Below are 25,433 nucleotides of genomic sequence, written 5' to 3'. Positions count from 1 at the left end.
AATGCTTAAGTTAATTTACCGTGACATTGTTTATATTTTTTACCGGATCCACAAGGACAAGCTTCATTTCTACCTACTCGTCTTGTTTCTTGAGGTTCAGTAGCTGAACTAGAAGATTCGTGAGTAAATTCTTTAGGTGTTTCTTCTGCTTTACGGTGTTGTTCTTCTACCGCTTCAACATCAGATTCAGCTTGAATTTTAACTTTACTTAAAATACCTATTACATCATATTTTAAGTTCTCTAAAAGCTCTGAAAATAGCTCAAACGATTCACGCTTATATTCTTGTTTAGGGTTCTTTTGTGCATAACCACGTAAATGAATGCCTTGACGTAAATGATCCATTGCAGCTAAATGCTCTTTCCAATGTGAATCTAAGCTTTGCAGCATAACGGCTTTTTCAAATTGACGAATAACATCGCTGCCAACAACCGCTTCTTTTTCTGCATAAACGGTATTTGCAGTTTCTAGTATTTTTTCACGTAAGGTTTCTTCGTGTAATTTACTATCCTCTTTAAGCCATTGTGCAATAGGCAATTCAAGTGCTAAGTCACCTTTCAAACGTTCTTCTAAGCCTTCCACATCCCACATTTCTTCTAAGGATTGTGGTGGTATATGCTGATCAATTAATCCATTAACAACATCGGCACGAATAGCGCTAATAACGTCAGAAATTTCAGCTTCGTCCATCAGTTCATTACGTTGTTCGTAAATAACTTTACGTTGATCGTTAGCGACATCATCAAACTCTAACAGCTGCTTACGCATATCAAAGTTTCTGCCTTCAACTTTACGTTGAGCATTTTCAATACTTTTTGTAACCCAAGGATGTTCTATGGCTTCGCCATGTTCCATACCTAACTTACGCATCATGTTACCAATTCGCTCAGAGGCAAAAATACGCATTAAGCCATCTTCCATTGATAGATAGAAGCGCGTTGAACCAGCATCACCCTGACGACCTGCACGACCACGTAATTGATTATCAATACGACGAGATTCATGACGTTCTGTTGCTATAATATGTAAACCACCTATAGCTAACACTTTTTCGTGTTGTTCTTGCCACTCAGCTTTAGCTTTAGCAATAGCTTCTTCTGATGGATTATTTAGTTTTGCAATAATGGCATTTAAGTTACCACCTAAAACAATATCAGTACCGCGACCAGCCATGTTAGTTGCAATAGTTACTGCGCCAATTTTGCCTGCATCCGCAACAATTTCTGCTTCTTGTTCGTGAAATTTAGCATTTAGAACTTTGTGTTTTATTTTTGCTTTTTTAAGAAAATTTGATAAAAACTCTGAGGTTTCGATACTAATAGTACCAACAAGTACAGGTTGTCCTCGTTCTACACAACCTTTAATATCTTCTAAAATAGCTTCAAATTTTTCTTCTGCTGTTAGATAAATTAAATCTGAACGATCATCACGTATCATTGGCTGATTCGTTGGAATAATAACGGTTTCAAGACCATAGATATGATTAAATTCAAAAGCTTCGGTATCAGCTGTACCTGTCATACCCGATAGCTTGTCATATAATCTAAAGAAATTTTGGAAAGTAATTGATGCTAATGTTTGGTTTTCATTTTGAATGTCTACACCTTCTTTAGCTTCTACCGCTTGATGTAAACCTTCTGACCAACGACGACCTTCCATTGTACGACCTGTATGTTCGTCAACAATAACAATTTCGCCTTCTTTAACAATGTAATCTACATCTTTTTGGAAAAGTTTATGAGCACGAAGTGCAGCCATTACATGATGCAACAAAGTAATATTACTTGCAGAGAATAAAGAGTCACCTTCTTGGATCAACCCTTTTTCTTGCATAATTTCTTCAATACGTATTTGACCACGTTCTGTTAAATAAATTTGCTTAGCTTTTTCATCAATAGTGAAATCGCCAGTACTTGCTTCGTTTTCTTTATCTTCTTCTGCTTGTTGCTCTAGGGTAGGCACTACAGTATTGATAATTTTATATAACTCGGCATTATCTTCCGCTTGACCAGAAATAATAAGGGGAGTTCGTGCTTCATCAATAAGGATGGAATCAACTTCATCGATAATAGCAAAATGTAACGGCTTTTGAGCACGTTCTTCTGGTGAAAAAGCCATGTTATCGCGAAGATAATCAAAACCAAATTCGTTGTTTGTACCGTAAGTAACATCTGATTGGTATGCCGCTTGTTTTTCTTGAGGCATTAAACCTGGAATGTTACAACCAACTGTCATCCCTAAAAATTCAAATAAAGGTCGACTCCAATCAGCATCACGACTTGCAAGATAGTCGTTTACAGTAATTACGTGAACGCCTTTTCCTGTAAGCGCATTTAAATAAGTAGGTAGTGTTGCAGTTAAGGTTTTACCCTCACCTGTTCTCATCTCGGCAATCTTACCTTGATTAAGCACCATACCACCGATCATTTGAACGTCAAAATGGCGCATACCAAAAACACGTTTACTGGCTTCACGAACAACAGCAAAAGCTTCTGGTAAAAGGCTATCTAAGGTTTCTTCATTAGCAAGACGTTCTTTAAACTCAGCTGTTTTATTTTTTAATTCTTCATCGGTTAATGCTTCAATTGCCGGCTCTAATGCATTAATTTTCGCTACTTCTTTTCTCATTTGTTTTAATAATCGATCATTACGACTACCAAACAGCTTTGTTATTAACTTTACAAACATCTTGTTAAACCACTTATGGAAGAAATCTTCCGCCTAAAATTAATATAATTAGTAAACTACTAACTATATACTCAATAATATGTAGAACTTAGAGCTATTATTTAGCTTTTCTGTAAATAAACTTGATTGGATTTATTTGCTGGTTATTACGTAATATTTCGTAATGCACATGTGGCCCTGTTGAACGACCCGTACTTCCCATTCGAGCTATCACTTGTCCTTTCGTTACTACATCCCCTGCTGACACTAATAACACTTTATTATGACCATAACGTGTCTTCATACCTTGTCCATGATCTAATTCGATCAAATGACCATATCCACTGCGCTCTCCAGCCCAGCTAACTACGCCTGCGGCAGTAGCTATAATATCTGCATTTTCTTTACCCGCAAAGTCTACACCTTTATGCATTGCAGGTCGCCCATTAAATGGATCTTTTCTGGTGCCGAAATAAGATGAAAGCCACCCTTTTCTAATTGGCCGACCAGATAAATAGCTCATACTTTCAATATGGTGACCCAACATTAAAGATTCAAGCATATTAAGTTGTTTTTCTTCATAAAGCATTAAATCTTCTAAAGATGAAATGTCTTTTGATAATTCTGCTATAGACTTTGCTGTGATATCTTCATATTCGATAGACGGACCACCGCTGGGTGGAAGCTCATTAAAGTTAAACTCTTTTTCAGGAATATTTGACGCTTCAGCTAAGCGTTCACCTAATGCATTAATACGTAATACTTGGCTTTGTAGCTCGGCTAACTTCATAGTTAAAGCAGTAAGCTGCTGTGGGTTAGTGTGTTGTATGTTGTGAGGAGTTTCTAGCTCACTTGCCATACTATAAAGTGGTTGTTCTGGAATAGCATTACCCGAAAAAATAAGGTGAATTATTCCCCCTGATATTAAAAAAAACACAATAAGCAATGATACCCAATGAAGCTTTTTTAGCTTCATTAGAAAACTTACATTTTTTCCACGGTATAGTAGTGTTAAACTCATTGTTCTTGGTTTATCTCTATTTAGGTTTTTCAAATGGCTCGAAAATCAAAAAGCCCATCTGATATGTCGTCGCTGATTAATTCAAACAGAGGCACTTTGGCATACATCACTGAAAAAACCAACTCTTTAACTATATTAACAGATATTGTACGACAAACTTGCCCTGACCTTCCACAAGAGGTGTGGCATATCGCAAATTTTAGTAATAAAAGTGTTGTTATTAACGTTAATTCTTCCGTTTGGGGTCAAAGACTTCAATTTGAACGAATGAAAATAAACCAAAAGCTCGTTGAAGCAACCCAAGGTAAGTATTCTCAAATTGAAATTAAAGTATCACCCAATCGTAATATTTTAAGGCCAACACATCCTCAAGCGAATAAAAAAACAGTTATAACATCATCTACAATCTCAGAAAAAACAGCCTCTGAATTGCGTAGCATTGCCCAAAATGCACCTAAAGGACTAAAAGAAAAACTAGAAAAACTCGCCCAACACGTAAAAAAGTAACACTTTATAACAAACGCAATAATGAATTGACCTATTTAATACGAAGAATAAATAATCAATCTATGTACAAATTTGAGTGATCTTTCTAAAACAAAAAACCAGCTAAAGGCTGGTTTTAAATATTAACTAATACATAAGTATTAAAAAATTGAAGTATTCAGTTCTTGATATTCAATAGGCGCTTTTTCATTGTCTTCAAATGTGACCCATTCCCAAGACTCTTTTTGCTTAAACACTTCTCTTAATAAAAGATTGTTAAGTGCGTGCCCTGATTTAAATGCGTTAAGTTCACCTAAAATACTGGTGCCGCCCATATACAAATCACCAATAGCATCTAATATTTTATGTTTAACAAATTCGTCATCGTATCTCAAATCATCTTTGTTCAACATACGATATTCATCAAGCACTATCGCGTTCTCTAAACTACCGCCTAAGGCTAAATCGTGAGAACGAAGAAAGTCAATATCTTGCATAAAACCAAACGTTCTTGCGCGACTAATTTCTTTAATAAAAGTGTTACTTGATAAATCCATACTCATGGTTTGACAGGTATTAGCAATAACAGGGTGATTAAACTCTATCGAAAAGTTAACACGAAAACCTTCATAAGGTTTTAATTCTGCCCATTTATCGCCTTCTTCTACACGAATTGTTTTAGTAATTCGAATAAAACGCTTAGCAACTTTTGATGTTTCTATACCTACAGATTGGATCAAGTATACAAATGGAAGCGAACTCCCATCCATAATAGGCACTTCAGCTGAATCTACATCGATGATCAGGTTATCAATACCGAGTGAGGCTACGGCAGCAAGAAGATGTTCGACGGTGGAAATCTTTACATTTTCTTTATTAACTAAACACGTACATAAAGTTGTTTCGCCCACAGCTTCGGGCGTTGCTTTAATGTCTACAATTGGAGACAAGTCTACACGACGGAATATGATTCCGGTATTGGCAGGAGCAGGACGGAGAGTTATCTGCACCTTTTCGCCTTTGTGTAAGCCTACGCCAACAGCAGAAACACTGTCTTTAATAGTACGTTGTTTTATCATAAATAGCCTTTAACCATTCGCTTCTTTAATATTGAACATGAACGCTAATTTTCAGCGGTCGCGTAATATAGCAAATTCACTCGATATAATCAAAGTAGGACTCTTTAGAGTCAACTAATCAGCCTGTTTACGTAAAAATGCTGGTATATCTAAGTAGTTATCTAAATCAGTTGCCGCTACTTTTTGCACTTGAGCATTGCTTTCAGGCATTGCTACAGCTGCTGAATTTAAATCAATTTGTGGGCTAGGTACGTAATCACCGCCAACAACTTGTTGCTCAACCTGTGGAGCTGGATTAACCAATGTAATATCTGGTTTACGCTCAGCGCCAATACCTGTAGCAACTACTGTTACACGTAATTCGTCAGTCATTTCTGGGTCGATAACTGCACCAACAACAACAGTAGCATTTTCAGAAGCAAATGCTTTTACTGCATTACCTACTGTTTCAAATTCATCAATACTAATATCCATACCGGCTGTAATATTAACCAAAATACCACGAGCACCGGCTAAATCTACATCTTCAAGTAATGGGCTTGAAATTGCGGCTTCAGCAGCTTCTTCAGCACGATCTGGACCTGATGCAGTACCAGACCCCATCATTGCCGTTCCCATTTCAGACATTACTGTTCTAACATCGGCGAAATCAACGTTTATGAGTCCTGGACGAGTAATTAGTTCCGCAATACCTTGCACTGCACCTAATAATACATTGTTTGCAGCTTTAAATGCGTCAAGTAAACTTGTGCCTGGACCTAATACTTTTAATAATTTTTCATTAGGAATAGTGATCAATGAATCAACATTTTTAGTTAAAAATTCAATACCTTGATCTGCGTAATTCATACGCTTTTTCCCTTCAAACGGGAAAGGTTTTGTTACAACAGCAACCGTTAAAATACCCATTTCTTTGGCTATTTCAGCAACTACTGGAGCTGCACCGGTACCTGTACCACCGCCCATACCAGCAGCAATAAAGATCATATCAGCTCCTCGAAGAGCTTCTTTGATAGTTTCTCTATCTTCTTCAGCGCTTCTGCGGCCAATTTCAGGGTTTGCGCCTGCGCCTAAACCTTTTGTTACATCAGTACCTAACTGTAAAGTTACATTAGCTGATGAATTACGAAGGGCTTGCGAGTCTGTGTTAGCTGTTATGAACTCAACGCCTTCTATAGTTTGTGTCACCATATGCTCAACAGCATTTCCGCCGCCGCCGCCAACACCTATTACTTTAATAACTGCTTCTTGATTGTGATCTTCCATTAATTCAAACATTTTTTTATTCTCCGATTTATATAATGTTTTGTTCCACCAAAACGATATTTTATTTAGATTTATTAAAGACATAAAGCTAAATATTCATTTATTTACATTTTTTTTACTTTTAGAACTCACCTTTAAACCAAGCAACGACGCGAGTCCCTAAAGATCTCACTCCATCGCTTGTTTTAATTTCGTTACCATGTTGCTCGTTTGCTTGCATTCCATAGTGCAATAAACCAACAACAGTTGAATATATAGGATCATTAACATACTCATGTAAGCCTGATACACCCTGAGGTGTAGCGACTCTAACAGGCATTTGAAATACCTCTTCAGCAAACTCAACAACGCCTTCCATTTTGGAAGTACCACCCGTTAATACGTAACCTGCTGCAATTTGATCTTCTAAACCTGCTTCACGCACTTCTTCTTGTATTAATTCAAAAAGCTCTTGGTATCTTGGTTCTACAACTTCAGCCAATGTATGTCTCGACATTGAACGTGCTGCTCTTCCACCAACACTTGGTACTTCGATATTATCTTCCATACTCACCATTTGTCTTAATGCGCAAGCGTATTGCACTTTTATATCTTCAGCATGACTTAATGGTGTTCTAAATATTTTTGCGATATCACTTGTAACTTGATTACCAGCAACAGGTATTACCGCGGTATGTCTTAATGCACCGCCTGTAAATATTGAAATATCAATAGTCCCCGCGCCCATGTCTACAACACAAATACCTAATTCTTTTTCATCTTCCGTGAGTATTGAATAACTTGATGCTAGTGCAGAAAAAATTAATTGATCAGCTTTCAAATCACATCGTTCTACACATTTCACAATATTTTTAGCCATGTCGTTCGCACAAGTAACAATGTGAACTTTGGCTTCCATTCTTACACCTGACATACCTATTGGGCTTTTTATGCCGTCTTGGCAATCAATACTATATTCTTGCGGTAATACATGAAGCATTCTACGCTCTGCTGAAATTGGTACTGAACGAGCTGTATGAATAACGTTATCTACATCTTCTTGAATAACTTCATTATCAGTAATTGGCACCATGCCTTGTTCATTTTGACAACTAATATGCTTACCTGAAATGCCTAAATACACAGAGGTAATATTACAATCAGCCATTAACTCAGCTTCATTAACCGCTCGTTGAATTGACTGAATAACAAGATTTAAGTCGTTTACGCCACCTTTATCCATGCCTCTTGCTGGTTGGTTACCCACACCTACAATGCTTAACTTCTTGTCTGGAGTAATTTCCCCTACAGCCACAGATATTTTTGAAGTACCTATGTCTAGTCCTACTACGAGGTTTCTATCTATTATTTTTGACATTAAAGTTAAACTCTTTCATTCTTATCAATGGATTTAAACCCAACTGCAAAGCCGGTGTCGTATCTAAGATCTACATAATTAATTTGTACATCTTCTTCTAATTTTATATGTGGATATGCATCCATAAAACGCTGTATGCGCTCTACTCTATTTTCTCTACCTAAATTCAAAATAACGCCATTTTTTAATGTTAATTGCCAGGCGTATCGTTCTGTTAATACCAATTCAGAAATATTAAAACCGCCATAACTGAGTAACTCGTTTAAGTTTTTATAATTTTTTAATGCCACATCTTCAGTGCCTTCAGGTCCAAAAAAGTCTGGTAAATTATTGGCTAAATTATTTGTCCCTGTTTGGAAAACTTCACCATAAGCATTGATATAAGAATCACCATTCCATTGCGCTATCGGCGCTTGATCAACAACATAAATTTTCAATTCATTTGGCCATTGCTTTCTTACAGATACCGAATAAACCCAAGGCAATGCTTCCACCATTTTTTGTACGTTATTTACATCAACCTTAAAAAAGTTACCAAAATTGATGTGCTCAATCGCTTTTTCTATATCATTTTTAGTGGTGTAAGCCATTTCACCACTGATGACTAAAGATGTTACTGGTGCAGATTCATCTTCAGATAACTTATTATTTAAAAAATATGCAAACGAAGATATTGATCCCACGACTACAGCAAAAAAAACAACACCGGCCCAAAAGCTGATATTTATTTTTTGCTTAGTTTCAGTTGCGTTCTCTTTCGTCATATTTATGCTTTATCTTTTTCTCAGTAAAAACTATAAGTAAAATTTGTTGTTAACAGCTTATTTCTAAAACTTTGGCGACTAATTGATTAAAACTTAATCCATATTCTTTAGCCGCTTTAGGTACTAACGATGTTTCTGTCATACCCGGTACGGTGTTTACTTCTAACACCTGCCAACCATTAATTTCGCTACGCATAACATCTACACGTCCCCATCCTTTTGCATCAGTAGCTTTAAATGCACGTAAAGCAATAGCTTTAAGTTGCTCTTCATCTTCTACTGATAATCCACATGGGCAATGGTACTGAGTTGTTGTTGACTGATACTTAGCTTCGTAATCGTAAAAACCTCTTGGTGTTTCCATATGAATAGCAGGAAGCGCTTCGTTACCTAAAATAGCGACGGTATATTCAGGCCCTGTGATCCAAGCTTCTACTAATACATCTTCATCGTATTCAAACGCTGTAGTTAATGCTTCATGTAATTCATCTGCATTTACCGCCATTGCCATTCCAATACTTGAGCCTTCATTTGCTGGCTTTACCATCACTTTATGACCTAATTCAGCCATGATGGTTTGAGCATCAGCTTTTTGATAAATATTTTTGTCTGCAATACAAAATGGGGCTGTAGGGATATCTACAGCTTGGAACACTTGCTTGCTTCTAATTTTATCCATTGAAAGCGCCGAACCTAAAACACCCGAACCTGTATATGCAATATTCATATACTCTAAAGCGCCTTGTAAACAACCGTCTTCACCACCTCGCCCGTGTAATGCGATAAAAGCTCTATCGATATTTTTTTTAACAAGATCACTTAAACAAAAGTCTTTTGTGTCGATCAGTTCAACGTTATAACCGGTCGTATTAAGGGCATTAAATATTGCTTTACCCGACTTCAACGAAACGTCACGTTCAGCTGAATTACCGCCATACAAAACAGCTATTTTTTGTTCTTTTAGTGCTTTATTTACAGAAGTATTCATTAGTTAGATGCTCCTAATAAAGAACTTGTTGCTAACGATTTAGCAATTGCACCAATATTTCCTGCGCCTTGCGTAATAACCATGTCACCATCTTGTAGCTGCCCCTGTAGTAATTCAGCTAACTGATTCACATCACTCACGTAAATAGGCTCTACTTGACCACGTTGTCTGATACTTCTAGCTAAACTCTTACTGTCAGCTCCTGCAACGGGTGCTTCGCCAGCAGCATATACATCTAAAAGATATAAACAGTCCACTTCCGATAATACTTCTACAAAATCTTCGTATAAATCACGAGTTCGAGAATATCTATGAGGCTGAAACACCATCACTAAACGTTTTTCTGGCCAACCATTACGCATGGCTTTAATGGTTACTTGTACTTCTCTTGGGTGGTGTCCGTAATCATCTACCAGCACCATATCGCCATTTTCTGTTTTTAGTTCGGCAAGTTGTTCAAATCTTCTGCCAATACCTGCAAATTTTTCTAAGGCCGACTGAATCGCTGCATCTTCAACATTTTCATCTGTTGCAACGGCAATACTTGCTAAAGCATTTAATACATTATGCTCACCAGGAAGATTCACACTAAGTTGCATCAATTCTTTACCTGCTCGCTTAACCGTAAAATAGCTTTTACCATTTGTTTGTTTAAAGTTGGTTGCTTGAACATCAGCATCCTCTGAAAAACCATAAGTAATAACTTGTCGACCAATTCTAGGTAAAAGTTCTCTTACTACCGGATTGTCGATACAAACAACAGCAAGGCCATAAAAAGGTAAATTATGTAAAAACTCGATATAGGTATCTTTAAGTTTTTCAAAATCACCTTGGTATGTTTCCATATGATCTTCATCGATATTAGTGACAACAGCTACCATAGGTTGTAGATGTAAAAATGACGCATCACTTTCGTCTGCTTCTGCAATTAAATATCTGCTGCTACCAAGCTGTGCGTTAGTACCTGCGCTATTTAATAGCCCACCAATAACAAAGGTAGGATCAAGTTTCGCTTCACCAAATATACTGGCTATTAAGCTCGTTGTTGTTGTTTTTCCATGAGTACCGGCTATAGCAATGCCATGTCTAAAACGCATAAGTTCGGCTAACATTTCAGCTCTTCTTACCACAGGAATACGCAGTTGCAAAGCATGCTCTATTTCAGGGTTAGAAGCATCAATAGCCGTTGAAACAACAATAACGCTCGCACCTTCAATATTATCTTTATGATGTCCAATAGTAACTTTTGCACCTAAACCAACTAAACGCTTAACCACTTGGTTTTCACCGATGTCAGATCCTGTGATTTCATAACCTTCGTTTAACAACACTTCAGCTATACCACCCATACCAGCCCCACCAATACCAACAAAATGAATACGCTTCACGCGTCTCATTTCCGGTGTTCTTGCGCCTAATGCATTGATATTAGATGAAGGTTCCGATTTTTTATCACTCATTGCTCTACTCATTTTGATACCAACTCAACACAAATTGCCGCAAGATTAGCCGTAGCATCAGCGTGGGCTGCATCGTGTGCTTCTTTTGCCATTTTTTGTACTACGGTATCTGATATAAAAAGGGTATTTAACATTTGCGCTAATGTTGTACCGTTAAATTCAGCTTGCGGGATAAGCTTCGCAGCTCCTCGTTCGACTAAATACATGGCATTTTTTGTTTGGTGATCGTCAACCGCATGTGGCAAAGGTACAAATACTGCTGGCTTTGCTGCCATTGCTAATTCAGAAACCGTTAACGCTCCTGCTCTACAAATAACAACATCAGCCCATTTGTATGCTTCTGCCATATCATCAATAAATTCAGTAACTTTTACTTTTTCTTCAGGTAGCCCGTATTCTTGATAGCTATCTAATACAGCCTCTTGATTGCCCTTACCTGTTTGATGCCAAACATCAATACTTTGAAGTTTGATTTGTTTCATTGCTTGCGGCACCGTTGTATTAAGTATTTGAGCACCTAAGCTCCCGCCTACAACTAATACTTTTTTACTGCTAGCAGGTTGTTGCGGTATAACGTTTTCAATAGCAATAATGTCGCTTCGAAGAGGATTACCAATAACCTGATGCTTAATTCCTTGACTAAATGCCCCCGGAAAAGCACTTAATACACGCGACGCTATTCTTGATAAAAAGCGGTTACTCATACCGGCTACAGCATTTTGTTCATGTAAAACTAACGGCTTACTCATGAGCCAAGCTGCAACTCCGCCAGGAGCACTTGCATAACCGCCCATACCTAATACAACATCGGGTTTTACTTTACGAATAACTTGTATGGATTGAAAAACTGACAGCATCAATTTAAAGGGGGTTTTAATCCATTCTTTCCAATTTTTATTACGTAAACCTGCAATATTAATAAACGATATTTCGTAACCATGTTCAGGAACAATACTCGCTTCCATACGTTTAGCTGTACCTAACCAATGGATATTCCAGCCCATTGATTTTAATTTATCAGCTACCGCTATCCCCGGAAATATATGCCCGCCTGTACCACCAGCCATAATTAAAATGGTTGGTTTTTTCTTATTGTTGTTCGTGTTTTCACTATTTAAAATTTTTCTGTCACTCATTTTTTTCGACCTCCTTTACTGGTTGCCTGAATACTTTGCAACCTGATTTCGTGGTCGATTCTTAATAAAACAACTAGTGCAATGGTCATAATAATCATTGAACTACCGCCATAACTGATCAGCGGCATAGTTAAACCTTTGGTTGGTACAATACCTGCACTTGCACCAACATTAACGGCAGCTTGAAAGCTAAACCAAATACCAATAGCGTAAGCAAAAAAGCCTTCAAAATACTTTTCTTTACTTACCGCGTTACGCCCTAGTAATAAGGCTTTTATCACTAACGTCATACTTATAACTAAAATGGTAGCAATACCCACAAAACCAAACTCTTCGGCTAATACGGCCATTACAAAATCGGTATGTGCTTCAGGTAAGTATTCAAGCTTTTGAATACTATTACCTAAACCTTGACCAAACATTTCGCCACGACCATAAGCCATTAACGATTGAGTTAATTGATAACCCGTACCAAATGGATCTTTCCATGGGTCTAAAAAACCTGTAACACGCGCCCATCGATAAGGTGAAAAATAAGCTAATGCCGAAATTGAGGTTAATCCAACTAATGCAATAGATATGAACTGCCATAATTTTGCGCCTGCTAAAAATAACAAACCAAAAGTAGTCACAAACATCACAATAACCGTACCTAAATCCGGCTGAAACAATAACAAACTAGCTAAAACGCCAAAAACAATCAGGGGTTTAATAAAGCCTTTAACGTTTTCCATCACTTCATCACGACGTCGAACTAAGTACGCAGATAGGTAACAAAAGAAAAACAATTTAGCGGGTTCTGCCGCTTGAACCGTAATAGGCCCAACCATAATCCAACGTTGAGAACCATTAACCTCTCGCCCAACGATCAGTACTGTAACCAATAAAACAATACCGAAAATCAATAAATGGGTACTATGTTTATGCCATGTAGCAAGTGGCACTTGCATGACAATAGCTGCTACAAATAAGCTCAAACCGATATAGATAGAATGACGAATAATAAAATGGAAAGGATTACCAAATAATCTGTCGGCAATTGGCATAGAAGCACTTGCCACGATAACTAAACCTATCATGTACATAGCAAATGCTAAAATTATATAGGTACGATCAAATGTCGCTGCACGCGACGAATTAAAAGTTAACCATTGTGGAATAGTAATCAGGTTCATTTTTTCAGTAAGAGTTGTCATTAACTAACTCCTTGCACTGAATGAACAGCTTGAGTAAAAACTTGGCCACGTTCGGCAAAGTTTTTAAACATATCAAGACTCGCGCAAGCTGGAGATAATAAAACGATATCTCCTGCTTTCACGACAATATGAGCAAGATGTACTGCTTCATCGATAGATGATACGTGAATGCTGTTGGTTGTAGAGTTTTTAACTAACTCAGCAATTTTATCGCCATCTTTACCAAGCGTATAAAGTAAAGCAACATGCTCATTGATTACACTTTTAAGTGGTGAAAAATCAGCACCTTTACCATCACCACCCGCAATCAAAATAAGTTTTTGATCAGCTTTTGCTAAATCTGACAAACCTTTAATTGCTGCCAAAGTTGCACCGACATTTGTTGCTTTTGAATCATTTACCCAATGTACATCATCTTGACTTTCAACTCGCTGACAACGATGAGGTAAACCTTTAAATCCAGCTAAATGACTCACCATTAACGATAAAGACCAACCAGCATTCATCCCTAAGGCTAATGCGGCTAAATAATTTAGCGCGTTGTGCATTCCGGCTAATGGTAATTCATTTAACGCGATTAATTTTTCATCGCCATACATTAAATATGATTGTTGATTAAATGAGGCGACACCAAAGTGTTCAAGTTTGGGTTTATCACTCCCAAAAGAAACTTGTTTCTTCACCACATCGTTTGAAGTATGTGTTGCACTATCATCACGGTTTATTACAGCAACAGAACTTTGCGGATATATAGCTTGTTTAATTGCAGTATAGTTTTCTATCGTTTTATGACGATCTAAATGATCATCACTAATATTAAGAATACTTGCTGTTTTAGCCTTCATACTGCGAAGTGTTTCAAGCTGAAAGCTAGAAAGTTCTAATACCAGATAATCAATCTCTTCATTAATTATGTCTAAAACCGGTACGCCAATATTGCCACCCAATTGAGTTTTATAACCCAACTGATTACCTAAGTAATGTAATAACGACACCACGGTTGATTTACCATTTGAGCCCGTAACCGCTATTATTGACGTATTGCTTAATTGACAATACAGCTCAACATCGCCAATCACTTCACACGTATTACTTATATTATCGCGAATAGCTGCATCATTTAAATCAACACCTGGGCTAACTAATAAAACTTCAGCATGTCGAATAAGGTTAGCGTTCCAACTCCCCGTAAACAATTCTGTATTTGGAAAGTCTGTTTTGAATAATGATAAATCTATCGGATTTTCTCTACTGTCGTTAACAGCACAAGGTATATTGTTTTTTTGTAAAAATCGCACACAAGAAAGTCCTGTTAGGCCTGCGCCCAACACGACTATATTCTTGTTTTTAAAGTGTGCTAATTTTTGCATTTAAATGTGTTTTACCTTTGTGTTAAATTTTATTCAAAACTCTTAACGTAGTTTCAATGTGGCCAAACCAATTAAAACTAAAACTACGGATATAATCCAAAACCTTACTATAACTCTAGGTTCTGGCCAGCCTTTCAATTCGTAATGATGATGAATAGGTGCCATTCTAAAAATGCGCTGTCCGCGTAATTTGTAGGAGCCTACTTGTAAAATAACCGACACGGTTTCTACAACAAAAACGCCACCCATAATAAATAAAACAAGTTCTTGTCTAACTAATACAGCAATAACGCCTAGAGTAGCGCCTAAAGCTAATGAGCCAACATCGCCCATAAATACTTGCGCGGGGTAAGTGTTAAACCATAAAAATCCTAAACCAGCACCAACAACAGCAGTACACACCACCACTAACTCACTGGTTAATGGAATATGAGAAATATTTAAATACTCAGAAAAATTGGCATTACCCGTTACATAAGCGAATAAACCCAATGCACCCGCCACCATTACTGTTGGAACAATCGCTAAACCATCTAAGCCATCCGTTAAATTAACCGCATTACTGGTACCTACAATCACGAAATAAGTCATTACAATGTAGAAAATACCTAATTGAGGTAGCACGTCTTTTATAAATGGAATAACTAATGATGTTTCTTCTGGTGTTTGAGCAAACCAATATAAAAATATGGCAGTCGAAAGACCTGCGGCTGTTTGCCAAAAATATTTCCAGCGAGCGATTAACCCATTGGAATCTTTTCTAATAACTTTTCGGTAATCGTCTACAAAACCAATCAAACCAAAACTTATCACCACAAACAACACAACTTGAACGTAAGTATTTGATAAATCGGCCCATAATAAAACACTAAAAACAATAGAAGCTAATATTAAAATACCACCCATTGTTGGTGTGCCTGATTTAGATAAATGACTTTGCGGGCCATCATCTCGTACTGTTTGGCCTATTTGCATATCTTGTAAATATCTAATTAATTTCGGGCCAAAATACAACGAAACAACTAACGCAGTTAACGTGCTGACAATAGCTCTAAATGTTAAATATGAAAAAACATTAAACGCACTAAAATATTGAGTTAAATATTCACCTAACCAAAGTAACATTACGCTATTCCCTCATTAACTTGTTGATAGTGGGAAATAACTTGTTTAACTACATCTTCCATATGTGCGCTTCTTGAACCTTTTATTAATATTGATATTTGCTGTTCTTCATTTTCAATCAAGGGATGAAGTGCCTCTACCAGCGCTTCTTTTGAACTAAAATGTGAACCTGTTTTTTGTGATTGGTTAAAAGCATCCGTTGTTACTTGGCTTAATACTCCAACCGTTAATAGGTGGTCTATTTTACAAGTAAGAGCATGTTCACCAACTTCTTGGTGATAACTTCTCGCTTCTGCACCTAACTCCCCCATATCGCCTAAAATCAAAATACGTTTTCCGGGATAACTTGCTAATAATTCAGTTGCTGCTTTTATTGATTCAACGTTGGCATTGTAAGTGTCGTCAATAAGTCGTAAACCGGGTGAAAGTTGATGTATATTTAAACGACCACTCACTGGTTGCATTTCAGCTAAACCAATTCGAATATCATTTAAACTTGCACCGAATTCTATAGCAATAAGTGCGGCAGCAACGGCATTACAAACGTTATGTTTACCCGGTACCGTTAATTCAATAAAGGTATTGCCTACATGAGTGTTTAAAGTAAAACTTGCGCAACCGCGATCGTCTAAAACTACGTTTGAACTAAAACAATCTGACTCACTTACACACGAGAAACGACGTACCGTTTTATTTTCTAAACGCCATTGCCATTTATTTGCAAACTGACAATCTTGGTTATACAAAGCGATGCCATTCTCAGATAAACCTTCAAAAATTTCGCCTTTCGCTCGAGCAACTCCACATAAGCTACCAAAACCTTCTAAATGGGCTGCGGCTATATTGTTAATTACGGCTACGTCTGGCTGAGTAAGTCCTGTTGTATAAGCTATTTCGCCCATATGATTAGCACCTAGCTCAATTACGGCAAAATCGTGTGTATGCTCAAGTCTTAATAATGTTAATGGCACACCAATATCATTATTAAAGTTGCCCTTTGTCGCTAACACATTACCAATACGCGATAAAATGGCTGATACCATTTCTTTAACCGTGGTTTTACCGCTGCTACCTGTTATAGCAACAGTTTTTGGCGCTATCGTTGTTTTAACAAAGGCAGCAACTTGCCCTAAGGCTTGATGAGTATCTTTAACAATAATTTGTGGTAAAGGTGAATCAACTTGATGATCAATAATAAGGGCTAAGCATCCAGATTTTTCAGCCTGTTCAACAAACTTGTGCCCATCAAAATTAGGCCCTTTCAACGCTAAAAATAAATCACCTTTATTTAAAGAGCGACTATCTGTTGTAATATTATCGATTGATAAATCGTTGCCTATTAATTGCCCATTAACAGCACTAGCGATAGTTGAAAGTGTTAATGAAATCATGAGACCGCCTTATTGGCATATATTGATTGAACAAGTCCACGTTCGTTATAAGCTATTTTTTCGTTACCTATAACGATGTAATCTTCATGCCCTTTACCTGCAAATAAAATCATGTCATTAGCGGCAGAGGTTCCTATCGTATGTTCTACGGCTTTATTACGCGTTAGAATAACCTTAACTTTGTCAGGAAATTTACAACCTGTGAGAATTTCATTTGCAATAGCTTCAGGTGATTCGTTACGTGGGTTGTCGTTTGTTAATACCACAAAATCTGAATATTGTTCGGCTATAGCGCCCATTAAAGGTCGTTTACCTTTATCGCGATCACCACCACAACCAAAAACTACATGTAGATTCCCTTGGCAATGAGGTTTACAGGCTTTTAATGCATTCTCTAAAGCATCGGGCGTATGTGCATAGTCAACAACCGACGTGGGTAAATTAGGTGCAGAAAACATCTCCATTCGTCCAACAATGGGTTTAAGTTGGCTAATAGCTTTTACGAGTTGCTCTAAGGTAAAATCTTGGCTTAATAACACTGCAGCAGAAGCAAGCAAATTACTTATATTGAAGTCACCCATTAAAGCACTGGCTACAGTAACCTTACCTAGATGTGTTTCTATCTCAAACTCAACACCTTGAAGTGTGTGTTTAATATTAGTGGCGCAAACAAAGCGTTCATTATTTTTAATGTTTTGATCTAAACCATAAATAATAACCGTTGAATCACTGGACCAATTTTTCAACCAGTTTTGTGCACAAGCATCATCACCATTTAATATGGCTATTTGCGCCGAATTTTGAGTGAAAAGTTTTTCTTTCGCTTGCGCGTAACTTTCCATCGTATGGTGATAATCAAGATGATCTTGGCTTAAATTAGTAAATACCGCGATATCAATCATTGATGGTGATATACGCTCTTGATCTAACGCGTGTGACGATATTTCCATCGCTACATGACTAATTTTGTCGTTAACAAAACTATTTAATAATCTATTTAATTCTGTAGGGCCCGGTGTTGTATTAATAACAGGTTGTAAATTATTTAATTTACCTGCCCCAACCGTCCCAATAACAGCACAAGACTTTCCGCAACTTTCGAATAACTGAGCAATAATTTGGCTAGTCGTGGTTTTACCGTTTGTTCCTGTAATACCAATAGTGGTCAGCTTATTATGAGGTTGTTGATAATATAAATTAGCTAATCTAGAAAGATGCTTATTCAGCTCAAAAAATTGAATTAAAGTGACTTTATTTTTCACTTTAACTTTACCGTGCTTTTTCATGCTTTCGCATTGCACAAGAATAAGCTCAGCACCTGCGTCTATAGCATTATCAATATAATCTCGTCCGTCACATAACTGGCCAATAGTTGCAGCAAAAATATCGCCCTTTTTAACTTCTCGGCTGTCATTGATAAGATCGCGATCTTCTTTCTCGGAGAGATCAACGTTTACCATGATATTAAAAGCATTAAGTGCTAAATTAATTGAAAAACGAGAATAACTAGGCATTGTCATCGTCCTCGCTTTTTTGAACATGTGTTACTTTTACTTCGTTTTCTAATTTGTCTGGTGCGATATTAAGTAAATGCAAAGCACCTTTCATAACACGTGAAAATACAGGTGCAGCAACTTCACCACCGTGATACATATCACCGCTTGGCTCATTAATAACAACAACGACTGAAAGTTCAGGTTTTGTAATAGGTGCAAAACCAGCAAATAGTCCTACATAGTCGTTTCCGTAACTACCGGCCATAGCTTTAAAAGCGGTCCCAGTTTTACCACCTACGCGATAACCGTCAACCACTGCAGCTTCAACATGTTTATTAACCACTTGCTCAAGCATATTCATAACTAATTGACTATTTTCTTTTGAAAATATACGTTCAGCTTTATTAAACTGACTATTTTCAGGCGTTGCTTTTAAAATACTTAATGAACGTTTTATACCGCCATTAGCGATTGCAGAATAAAATCGAGCTATTTGTAATGGTGTTGCTGCAACCCCCATTCCGTATGACAAGGTGGCAAGTTCAATTTGAGACCAACGATTACGATCATGCATAATACCCGAGCTTTCACCTATGAGGCCTGTGCCTGTGTCTTCACCAAATCCTGCTTCAAAAAACTTATCTAAATAAAATTCTTTAGGTAATTCTAATGCTAATGTCGTGGTTCCCATATTTGAAGAATTTACCAAAATATCAGTTAAGCTTTGTTTCCCATAGTTACGCGGATCGCTTACTCGACGGCCACCCAATCTCATATAACCTGGCGAAGTATTAACAATAGTATCTGTATTAGCTGAACCAAATTCTAAAGCACTTAATATAGTTAAAGGCTTCATCGTTGAACCCGGCTCATAAAAATCGGTAATAGCTCGGTTTCTAAAACGATGAATAGCTGTGTTTCTGCGGTTATTCGGGTTATACGAAGGGCTATTAACAATAGCTAGTATTTCCCCTGTATTAACATTGGTTACAATGACTGAACCCGACGTCGCTTTAAACGCTTTTACAGCACCTTTAAGTTCTTTATAAGCCAGAGCTTGAATACGTTGATCGATACTTAATTGCAGGTTTTTAGGTGGTGTTGCATCTTCTACCTTAACAATTTCAATCTTACGACCTTTTGCGTCTTTTCTATATTGTTGTTTACCATCAGTGCCCGTGAGTAATTGATCGTAAACACGTTCAACACCTTCAATACCTTTATCATCAACATTAGTAAAACCAACAAGATGAGCACTTATTTCACCCGCAGGATAAAAGCGTTTAGATTCTTTTCTTAAATGAATACCGGGAATTTTCAATTGACGAACATAATTCGCCATTGCAGGAGAAACTTGACGTTCTATATAAACAAAACGTTTAGTAGGATGACGTAAAACGCGGCTTGTTAAATCGTTTACATCTTGATCAAGTACATCAGCTAATGCTTGCCAATGCTCTTTCATTTCAAGTGCTTTATTTTGCATCACTATTTTAGGATCCGCCCAAATAGTTTCAACAGGAACACTTACAGCGAGTTCATCACCATTACGATCTAAAATAGAACCACGTTGAACGGTTTTAAATGCCGTTCTTAACGAGCGCATGTCGCCTTGTTCTTTCAACATATCAGGTTCAATAACCTGAATATAAGCGCTACGAGCCATTAATCCTGAATAAACGAACAAGATCACACCTAGCACAACGTAAAAACGCCATGCTACGGTGGTAGGCTTGTATTTGTCATTTCGTTTAATCACTTTTTTGCTCATGGCAATGTAATAATCACTTCTGATTTTGCGTCGGGACGCTTCATATTTAATTTTTTAGCCGCTTTACTTTCTATTGCGCTATGTTCGGCTAAACTGTTTTGTTCTAATAACAAGTTGCGAAATTCAATATCGAGTTCATCTCGCTCTACTAATAAATTTTCATAGGCGCTGGTGGTTTGGCGATGTAAATGCGTGAAATAAATCACATAAAACGCTGAAACAACCACTAACATCAATAAAATAAGTACGACGATATTACGTTTTAGGTCTTTCCATATTTCAAATGCTAGAACGATTTTTTTCGATGCCATAATTTATTGCATCTCACTTATCTTGGAAGTCTCTGAGCGATTCTTAATACAGAGCTTCTCGATCTATTATTAACTTCCAACTCATCCTTACTTGGTTTTAATTTTCGACCGATAAGTGATAATTTTTTACCTTTTTGTAATTCAGCTTCACTAATAGGTAAGCCTCTAGGTACTTGCTTACCTTGAGAGTGTTTTCTCATAAATTGTTTAACTAGACGGTCTTCTAACGAATGGAAGCTAATAACCACTAATCGACCTTCTTCTGCCAGTACCGACAATGACGCCGCAAGCACTTTTTCTATTTGCTCAAGCTCGCTGTTAATGTACATACGAATAGCTTGAAAACTGCGTGTTGCTGGGTGCTTTTTAATTTCTCTTTGTGGAGCAACCGTTTTAATTAATTTAGCGAGTTCTGAGGTACGCGTGAAAGGTGTTTCTTCGCGTGTATCTACAATCGCATTGGCTATTTTCCATGCATGTTTTTCTTCACCAAAGGTTCTCAGTACCCAAGTAATATCTTCAACATCAGCTACAGCTATCCATTCAGCTGCTGTTTGACCTTTACTGGTGTCCATTCGCATATCTAATGGACCATCATTCATAAAACTAAAACCACGATCGGCATCATCAAGTTGTGGTGATGAAACACCTAAATCTAATAAAATTCCGTCAACTTTTTCTAATAATTCATGTTTAGCCGCAATATCTTCTAAATCAGCGAAACCACTGTGTTCAATTAAAAAACGTGGATCATCTGCAAACTTTTCTGCTGCTGCAATTGCGGTTAAATCGCGATCGATTGCAATTAATCGTCCCGATTCGGAGAGATGTGAAAGTATCAGGCTTGAATGTCCGCCACGACCAAAGGTACAGTCGATATAAACACCGTCTGGTTTGATAGCTAGTCCATTAACTGCTTCATTGAGCAATACTGAAATGTGTGAATTATCTATTTGCATTTTTATTTAATAACCGTATGTTTATTGCTATAAAGACAAATCGAGTAATCTTTCTGTAAGCTGAATATCGCTCGCTTGCATTTCGCTAATGTCTTGTTGCATTTGCATTTGCCAAGCTTGCTCACTCCAAATTTCAAATTTTTTCAACTGGCCGACTAAAATAATATTTTTTTCTAAACTTGCGTGCTGTCTTAAAGGTCCGTTGATCAGTAATCGCCCACTTTTATCAATTTCGCAATCTGAGGCATTACCCAATAACTTTTGTTGAGCAAGACGTTCTTGAGGATTCATACTCGACAATTCACACAATTTTAATTCTATTTCTTCCCATTCATGTATTGGATAAAGCAATAAACAAGGATGCTGAATATCTACTGTACACACCATTTTTCCTGCACAATCAGCAAATAGTTCTTCACGATACTTTGTAGGTATCGTGATCCTATTTTTGCTATCTAATGTGATTGAGCTGGTGCCTCTAAACATAAACCTGTCTTTTGTTGGGTGAATCTAATTTGATCCACTTTTTCCCACTTTTATCCACATTAGACAGTTTAGATAGGAATACAAGGTTATGTCAAGCAAAGAATCAGTAAATTGATCCCCCTAGATCTCAATAAAATAAAGGCTTTAAGGGAAGTTTATGAAAATGTGGGCTTTTGTGGATCTACAGCCCTTATTTTTACTGGAAATTAAAATTTTTAATCAGATTTTATACAATATGTGAGAGGTAAAATTAAAAATAGGGGGTAAATTCCCATTTTTATTTTTAATAGTGTGGATCCAAATTAAGTGCTACATTTTATTTCATTGAAAGGTTAAATATTGATGATGTTTTATACAAATCGAAAGCTGCTGCCCTATAGCAAATACTTGTTCGTGATAAAAACTCAAGCGCTCAAAGTTTAATTCTGGCGAATTATCTATGCTGTTCACTATATAATGGTAGCCATATTCAGTAATACCAATGTGATTAACAACAACATTAGGTTTATTGTAAGGATTATCATCAAAATTAGTGTCAGTGTTAACTTCGACTTCTTTCGGCTTAATTAACAATAATTGTTTACCGCTATTATTTACATTTTTAGTTGATGACTTATTAACATGACTTTGCTCACTGGTAAGTTCAATTGCGCCTATTGCAGTTTCTGCTAGCTTTTTACCCGCACTCTCTTTTAATTGAAAAGGAAGCCAGCTACCTAATTGAAGAAAATCTGCCACTTGCCAACTGCTAGGTTGTTGACTGACATGAATAGGCGAACCCAATTGCAATATTTGTCCTTCATACATAACGGCAATTTTATCGGCAAAAGTAAAAACTTCATCTTTGTTATGAGTGACAAAAATCGCAGTCATATTTAAGGACTTAAGTAATTGACGAATCTCTATCATCAATTCATTACGTAAACGTGCGTCAATATTTGAAAAAGGCTCATCTAATAACAATATCTGTGGTTGAGGTGCTAATGCTCTTGCAATAGCTACACGCTGCTGCTGTCCCCCTGATAACTGATGCGGGTAGCGCTGGCCAAGCTCTTGCAGTTCTAATAAAGTAAGAAGCTCATCAATTCTTGATTGCTTAGCGGCTTTTGACAGTTTATCTAAACCAAAACCTATATTTTTTTCAACGGTTAAGTGAGGAAACAACGCGTAGTCTTGAAAGATCATGCCTATATTACGTTGCTCTGGTGGCACTCTATTTTGTTTATTAATCAGTAATGCATTACCAACAGTAATATCGCCATGGTCTTGCTCAATAAAACCGGCCAAAGTATTTAACAAAGTGGTTTTACCGCAACCACTTGGACCTACCAATCCTAATATTTCGCCGGCTTCAAGAGTAAAGCTGATACCAGACAAAATAGATTTTTGCTGTAACTTCACCTGTAATTGACGAATATCTATTATGCTGGTCACACTTTATCCTCATTTTTATTTAGCCAAATAATAGGGATCAAACCAAATGCTACAATTAAAATCGCACCAATAGCGCCCTGTTCAAGCCTTTCATCCGAAATTAGCTGATATATTTGCGTACTTAGGGTATCAAAATTGAAAGGACGCAATAATAACACAGCAGGTAGTTCTTTCATTGCTTCAACAAAAACCAATAACCAAGCGATAAAAATTGATGATTTAAGTAAAGGAATATGTACCGTTAAAATACTCTTTAGCTGTTTTACGCCTAAACTAGGTGGTGCTAAATCAATCGATTGTGATATTTGCTCAACCCCACCAGAAATAGTACCGTTGGCAATAGCTGAAAATCGAACCACAAATGCAAATACTATGGCAAAAATAGTGCCTGATAATATAAGGCCCGGTTCTTCTATGCCCACTTTAACGGCCATTTCATTGATGAAACCGTCTAATGGCCCAAAAGTCGCTAACATCGCCATTGCGAGAACAGTACCTGGAATAGCATAACCAAATCCAGAAACGTTAAGAGGTACCGCTTTATATTTATCTTGATGTAAACGCTTATAAAGCACAAGTACTATAGCAATAAGTGTAGCAATAGTTGCCGTGTAAATAGCAAGTTCAATACTGTTGAATCCTGTAGATATAAGTACATCAAGTTGTTCAACCGTTGCATACTCCAACGCCATTAACACAAGTAAAAACATGGGAAGCAAAAATCCGAATACAGCTAACCCCCAACAAAATAAGCTTGCAAAAAATTGTTGTGATATAGATAGCACAATAATGTGATTGCCACGTGTTGGTCTATTTGATTGATGCCTTTGTTTCATTCGTGCTTTTTGTTCAAATAAAATAACAAAAAACACCATTAAGGTTAATAAGCTTGCTAAAGCATTAGCTGTTGATAAATCACCATAACCTAACCATGTATCGTACACAGCGGTAGTTAATGTATTTACAGCAAAATACTGTACTGTCGCAAAGTCAGCTAAGGTTTCCATCAGTACTAAACTCACTGCAATAGCAATGGCTGGCCTGGCCAAAGGTAAACAAACTTTATAAAAGGTTTGAAAGGTAGTAAGCCCTAACAAACGACTTGCTCGATGCAGGTTTTGATCTTGCTGTTCAAACGCTGTACGCGCCAGCATATAAATATAAGGAAATAAAACCAGTGAAATAACAATACCAGCCCCGAATAAGGTTCTTATATCAAAAAACCAATAGTCTGCAGGTGACTGCCAGCCAAAAAAATCTCTTAGGTAACGTTGAACTGGGCCTGCATAATCAAATAAATCCGTATATAAATAAGCAACTAAGTAAGCTGGCATTGCTAAAGGTAGCATTAATAGCCATCTTAAAATGTTTTTTGCTTTAAGGTTAGTTTGAGTAATAAGAGCGGCAGATATTACACCGAAAAAAATGGATAAGGTGCCTACAACAATGGCTAAATACAAGGTGTTTAAAACGTAAGTAGGTAAAACCGTGTCCCATAAATGGGAGAATAATTCAGTAGTGGCACTAAAGCCACTCATTAGCATTATAAAAATTGGCAGTACTAATACACTTGCGGTAGCCCAGCTAACTATTTGCCAAACCTTGCTGCGGTTACCCGATATCACAATATTATACTGCCATTTTATTCTTAATTAATTCCTCTACCTACAG

21 protein-coding genes are annotated in these 25,433 nt (G+C 37.1%); 1 reads left to right on the top strand and 20 read right to left on the bottom strand.

Features of this window, described 5'->3' with window-relative positions:
* Positions 1-5 precede the first annotated feature (5 nt).
* Together secA and ACM9HF_RS18040 are read right to left on the bottom strand one after the other, a co-directional pair.
* On the bottom strand, positions 6-2,687 hold the full coding sequence (gene secA, locus ACM9HF_RS18045) for a preprotein translocase subunit SecA (protein ID WP_473612603.1): 2,682 nt from the start codon (positions 2,685-2,687) through the stop codon (positions 6-8).
* Between the two features lie 97 nt (positions 2,688-2,784).
* Positions 2,785-3,642 (bottom strand): M23 family metallopeptidase, encoded by an 858-nt coding sequence (locus ACM9HF_RS18040; RefSeq protein ID WP_473612601.1) that lies wholly within the window; start codon positions 3,640-3,642, stop codon positions 2,785-2,787.
* 78 nt (positions 3,643-3,720) lie between these two features.
* On the opposite strand from ACM9HF_RS18040, the gene ACM9HF_RS18035 reads away from it, so the two are divergent.
* Complete coding sequence (locus tag ACM9HF_RS18035) at positions 3,721-4,194, top strand: DUF721 domain-containing protein (RefSeq protein WP_473612596.1); 474 nt, start codon at positions 3,721-3,723, stop codon at positions 4,192-4,194.
* A gap of 140 nt (positions 4,195-4,334) precedes the next feature.
* Here the strand turns inward: ACM9HF_RS18035 and lpxC are convergent, their stop codons facing one another.
* From lpxC to ACM9HF_RS17945, 18 genes are all read right to left on the bottom strand, one after another.
* A complete protein-coding gene (lpxC, locus tag ACM9HF_RS18030) occupies positions 4,335-5,252 on the bottom strand; it encodes a UDP-3-O-acyl-N-acetylglucosamine deacetylase (protein WP_473612593.1) in 918 nt (305 codons plus the stop codon).
* 114 nt (positions 5,253-5,366) lie between these two features.
* Positions 5,367-6,530 (bottom strand): cell division protein FtsZ, encoded by a 1,164-nt coding sequence (gene ftsZ / locus ACM9HF_RS18025; RefSeq protein WP_473612589.1) that lies wholly within the window; start codon positions 6,528-6,530, stop codon positions 5,367-5,369.
* Between the two features lie 109 nt (positions 6,531-6,639).
* Positions 6,640-7,875, bottom strand: coding sequence for a cell division protein FtsA (ftsA, locus tag ACM9HF_RS18020; RefSeq protein ID WP_473612585.1), 1,236 nt, complete (start codon positions 7,873-7,875; stop codon positions 6,640-6,642).
* A gap of 5 nt (positions 7,876-7,880) precedes the next feature.
* Positions 7,881-8,639, bottom strand: a complete 759-nt coding sequence (locus ACM9HF_RS18015; RefSeq protein WP_473612581.1) for a cell division protein FtsQ/DivIB — start codon at positions 8,637-8,639, stop codon at positions 7,881-7,883.
* A 49-nt stretch (positions 8,640-8,688) separates the two neighbouring features.
* On the bottom strand, positions 8,689-9,627 hold the full coding sequence (locus tag ACM9HF_RS18010; RefSeq protein ID WP_473612578.1) for a D-alanine--D-alanine ligase: 939 nt from the start codon (positions 9,625-9,627) through the stop codon (positions 8,689-8,691).
* Positions 9,627-11,087, bottom strand: a complete 1,461-nt coding sequence (gene murC, locus ACM9HF_RS18005) for a UDP-N-acetylmuramate--L-alanine ligase (RefSeq protein ID WP_498811556.1) — start codon at positions 11,085-11,087, stop codon at positions 9,627-9,629. The genes ACM9HF_RS18010 and murC overlap by 1 nt, the downstream gene beginning before the upstream one ends.
* Positions 11,088-11,095: 8 nt before the next feature.
* The gene (murG, locus tag ACM9HF_RS18000) at positions 11,096-12,223 is read right to left on the bottom strand and encodes an undecaprenyldiphospho-muramoylpentapeptide beta-N-acetylglucosaminyltransferase (RefSeq protein ID WP_473612569.1); all 1,128 of its coding nucleotides are present in this window, start codon (positions 12,221-12,223) and stop codon (positions 11,096-11,098) included.
* Positions 12,220-13,398 carry a cell division protein FtsW gene (gene ftsW, locus ACM9HF_RS17995; protein WP_473618333.1) on the bottom strand — a complete coding sequence of 393 codons (1,179 nt, stop codon included), beginning with the start codon at positions 13,396-13,398 and terminating at the stop codon, positions 12,220-12,222. Before ftsW ends, murG begins: the two co-directional genes overlap by 4 nt.
* A gap of 20 nt (positions 13,399-13,418) precedes the next feature.
* Positions 13,419-14,789 carry a UDP-N-acetylmuramoyl-L-alanine--D-glutamate ligase gene (gene murD, locus ACM9HF_RS17990; protein WP_473612565.1) on the bottom strand — a complete coding sequence of 457 codons (1,371 nt, stop codon included), beginning with the start codon at positions 14,787-14,789 and terminating at the stop codon, positions 13,419-13,421.
* Positions 14,790-14,831: 42 nt separating this feature from the next.
* The gene (gene mraY / locus ACM9HF_RS17985) at positions 14,832-15,914 is read right to left on the bottom strand and encodes a phospho-N-acetylmuramoyl-pentapeptide-transferase (protein WP_076418508.1); all 1,083 of its coding nucleotides are present in this window, start codon (positions 15,912-15,914) and stop codon (positions 14,832-14,834) included.
* Positions 15,914-17,305 carry a UDP-N-acetylmuramoyl-tripeptide--D-alanyl-D-alanine ligase gene (gene murF / locus ACM9HF_RS17980; protein WP_473612558.1) on the bottom strand — a complete coding sequence of 464 codons (1,392 nt, stop codon included), beginning with the start codon at positions 17,303-17,305 and terminating at the stop codon, positions 15,914-15,916. The genes mraY and murF overlap by 1 nt, the downstream gene beginning before the upstream one ends.
* Positions 17,302-18,819, bottom strand: coding sequence for a UDP-N-acetylmuramoyl-L-alanyl-D-glutamate--2,6-diaminopimelate ligase (murE, locus tag ACM9HF_RS17975; protein WP_473612554.1), 1,518 nt, complete (start codon positions 18,817-18,819; stop codon positions 17,302-17,304). The genes murF and murE overlap by 4 nt, the downstream gene beginning before the upstream one ends.
* Entirely contained in the window at positions 18,812-20,572 is a 1,761-nt protein-coding gene (locus tag ACM9HF_RS17970; RefSeq protein ID WP_473612550.1) for a peptidoglycan D,D-transpeptidase FtsI family protein, read from the bottom strand. The genes murE and ACM9HF_RS17970 overlap by 8 nt, the downstream gene beginning before the upstream one ends.
* Positions 20,569-20,883, bottom strand: a complete 315-nt coding sequence (ftsL, locus tag ACM9HF_RS17965; RefSeq protein ID WP_473612546.1) for a cell division protein FtsL — start codon at positions 20,881-20,883, stop codon at positions 20,569-20,571. The genes ACM9HF_RS17970 and ftsL overlap by 4 nt, the downstream gene beginning before the upstream one ends.
* Positions 20,884-20,900: 17 nt before the next feature.
* Complete coding sequence (gene rsmH / locus ACM9HF_RS17960; protein ID WP_473612542.1) at positions 20,901-21,842, bottom strand: 16S rRNA (cytosine(1402)-N(4))-methyltransferase RsmH; 942 nt, start codon at positions 21,840-21,842, stop codon at positions 20,901-20,903.
* A gap of 27 nt (positions 21,843-21,869) precedes the next feature.
* Positions 21,870-22,328: a division/cell wall cluster transcriptional repressor MraZ gene (gene mraZ, locus ACM9HF_RS17955; protein ID WP_473612538.1), complete on the bottom strand. Its 459-nt coding sequence runs from the start codon at positions 22,326-22,328 to the stop codon at positions 21,870-21,872.
* A gap of 321 nt (positions 22,329-22,649) precedes the next feature.
* Positions 22,650-23,762 (bottom strand): ABC transporter ATP-binding protein, encoded by a 1,113-nt coding sequence (locus ACM9HF_RS17950; protein WP_473612535.1) that lies wholly within the window; start codon positions 23,760-23,762, stop codon positions 22,650-22,652.
* Complete coding sequence (locus ACM9HF_RS17945) at positions 23,759-25,387, bottom strand: ABC transporter permease (protein WP_473612531.1); 1,629 nt, start codon at positions 25,385-25,387, stop codon at positions 23,759-23,761. Before ACM9HF_RS17945 ends, ACM9HF_RS17950 begins: the two co-directional genes overlap by 4 nt.
* Between the last annotated feature and the right edge of the window lie 46 nt (positions 25,388-25,433).

The organism is Colwellia sp. RE-S-Sl-9, from assembly GCF_048296855.1.
Taxonomy (GTDB): Bacteria; Pseudomonadota; Gammaproteobacteria; order Enterobacterales; family Alteromonadaceae; genus Pseudocolwellia.
This window is presented reverse-complemented; position numbering and strand designations above follow the sequence as displayed.

Excerpts from the sequence above, each read along its gene's own strand:
- secA (WP_473612603.1), bottom strand. The coding sequence starts at position 2,687 with ATGTTTGTAAAGTTAATAACAAAGCTGTTTGGTAGTCGTAATGATCGA.
- ACM9HF_RS18040 (WP_473612601.1), bottom strand. The coding sequence starts at position 3,642 with ATGAAGCTAAAAAAGCTTCATTGGGTATCATTGCTTATTGTGTTTTTT.
- ACM9HF_RS18035 (WP_473612596.1), top strand. The coding sequence starts at position 3,721 with ATGGCTCGAAAATCAAAAAGCCCATCTGATATGTCGTCGCTGATTAAT.
- lpxC (WP_473612593.1), bottom strand. The coding sequence starts at position 5,252 with ATGATAAAACAACGTACTATTAAAGACAGTGTTTCTGCTGTTGGCGTA.
- ftsZ (WP_473612589.1), bottom strand. The coding sequence starts at position 6,530 with ATGTTTGAATTAATGGAAGATCACAATCAAGAAGCAGTTATTAAAGTA.
- ftsA (WP_473612585.1), bottom strand. The coding sequence starts at position 7,875 with ATGTCAAAAATAATAGATAGAAACCTCGTAGTAGGACTAGACATAGGT.
- ACM9HF_RS18015 (WP_473612581.1), bottom strand. The coding sequence starts at position 8,639 with ATGACGAAAGAGAACGCAACTGAAACTAAGCAAAAAATAAATATCAGC.
- ACM9HF_RS18010 (WP_473612578.1), bottom strand. The coding sequence starts at position 9,627 with ATGAATACTTCTGTAAATAAAGCACTAAAAGAACAAAAAATAGCTGTT.
- murC (WP_498811556.1), bottom strand. The coding sequence starts at position 11,087 with ATGAGTGATAAAAAATCGGAACCTTCATCTAATATCAATGCATTAGGC.
- murG (WP_473612569.1), bottom strand. The coding sequence starts at position 12,223 with ATGAGTGACAGAAAAATTTTAAATAGTGAAAACACGAACAACAATAAG.
- ftsW (WP_473618333.1), bottom strand. The coding sequence starts at position 13,398 with ATGAACCTGATTACTATTCCACAATGGTTAACTTTTAATTCGTCGCGT.
- murD (WP_473612565.1), bottom strand. The coding sequence starts at position 14,789 with ATGCAAAAATTAGCACACTTTAAAAACAAGAATATAGTCGTGTTGGGC.
- mraY (WP_076418508.1), bottom strand. The coding sequence starts at position 15,914 with ATGTTACTTTGGTTAGGTGAATATTTAACTCAATATTTTAGTGCGTTT.
- murF (WP_473612558.1), bottom strand. The coding sequence starts at position 17,305 with ATGATTTCATTAACACTTTCAACTATCGCTAGTGCTGTTAATGGGCAA.
- murE (WP_473612554.1), bottom strand. The coding sequence starts at position 18,819 with ATGCCTAGTTATTCTCGTTTTTCAATTAATTTAGCACTTAATGCTTTT.
- ACM9HF_RS17970 (WP_473612550.1), bottom strand. The coding sequence starts at position 20,572 with ATGAGCAAAAAAGTGATTAAACGAAATGACAAATACAAGCCTACCACC.
- ftsL (WP_473612546.1), bottom strand. The coding sequence starts at position 20,883 with ATGGCATCGAAAAAAATCGTTCTAGCATTTGAAATATGGAAAGACCTA.
- rsmH (WP_473612542.1), bottom strand. The coding sequence starts at position 21,842 with ATGCAAATAGATAATTCACACATTTCAGTATTGCTCAATGAAGCAGTT.
- mraZ (WP_473612538.1), bottom strand. The coding sequence starts at position 22,328 with ATGTTTAGAGGCACCAGCTCAATCACATTAGATAGCAAAAATAGGATC.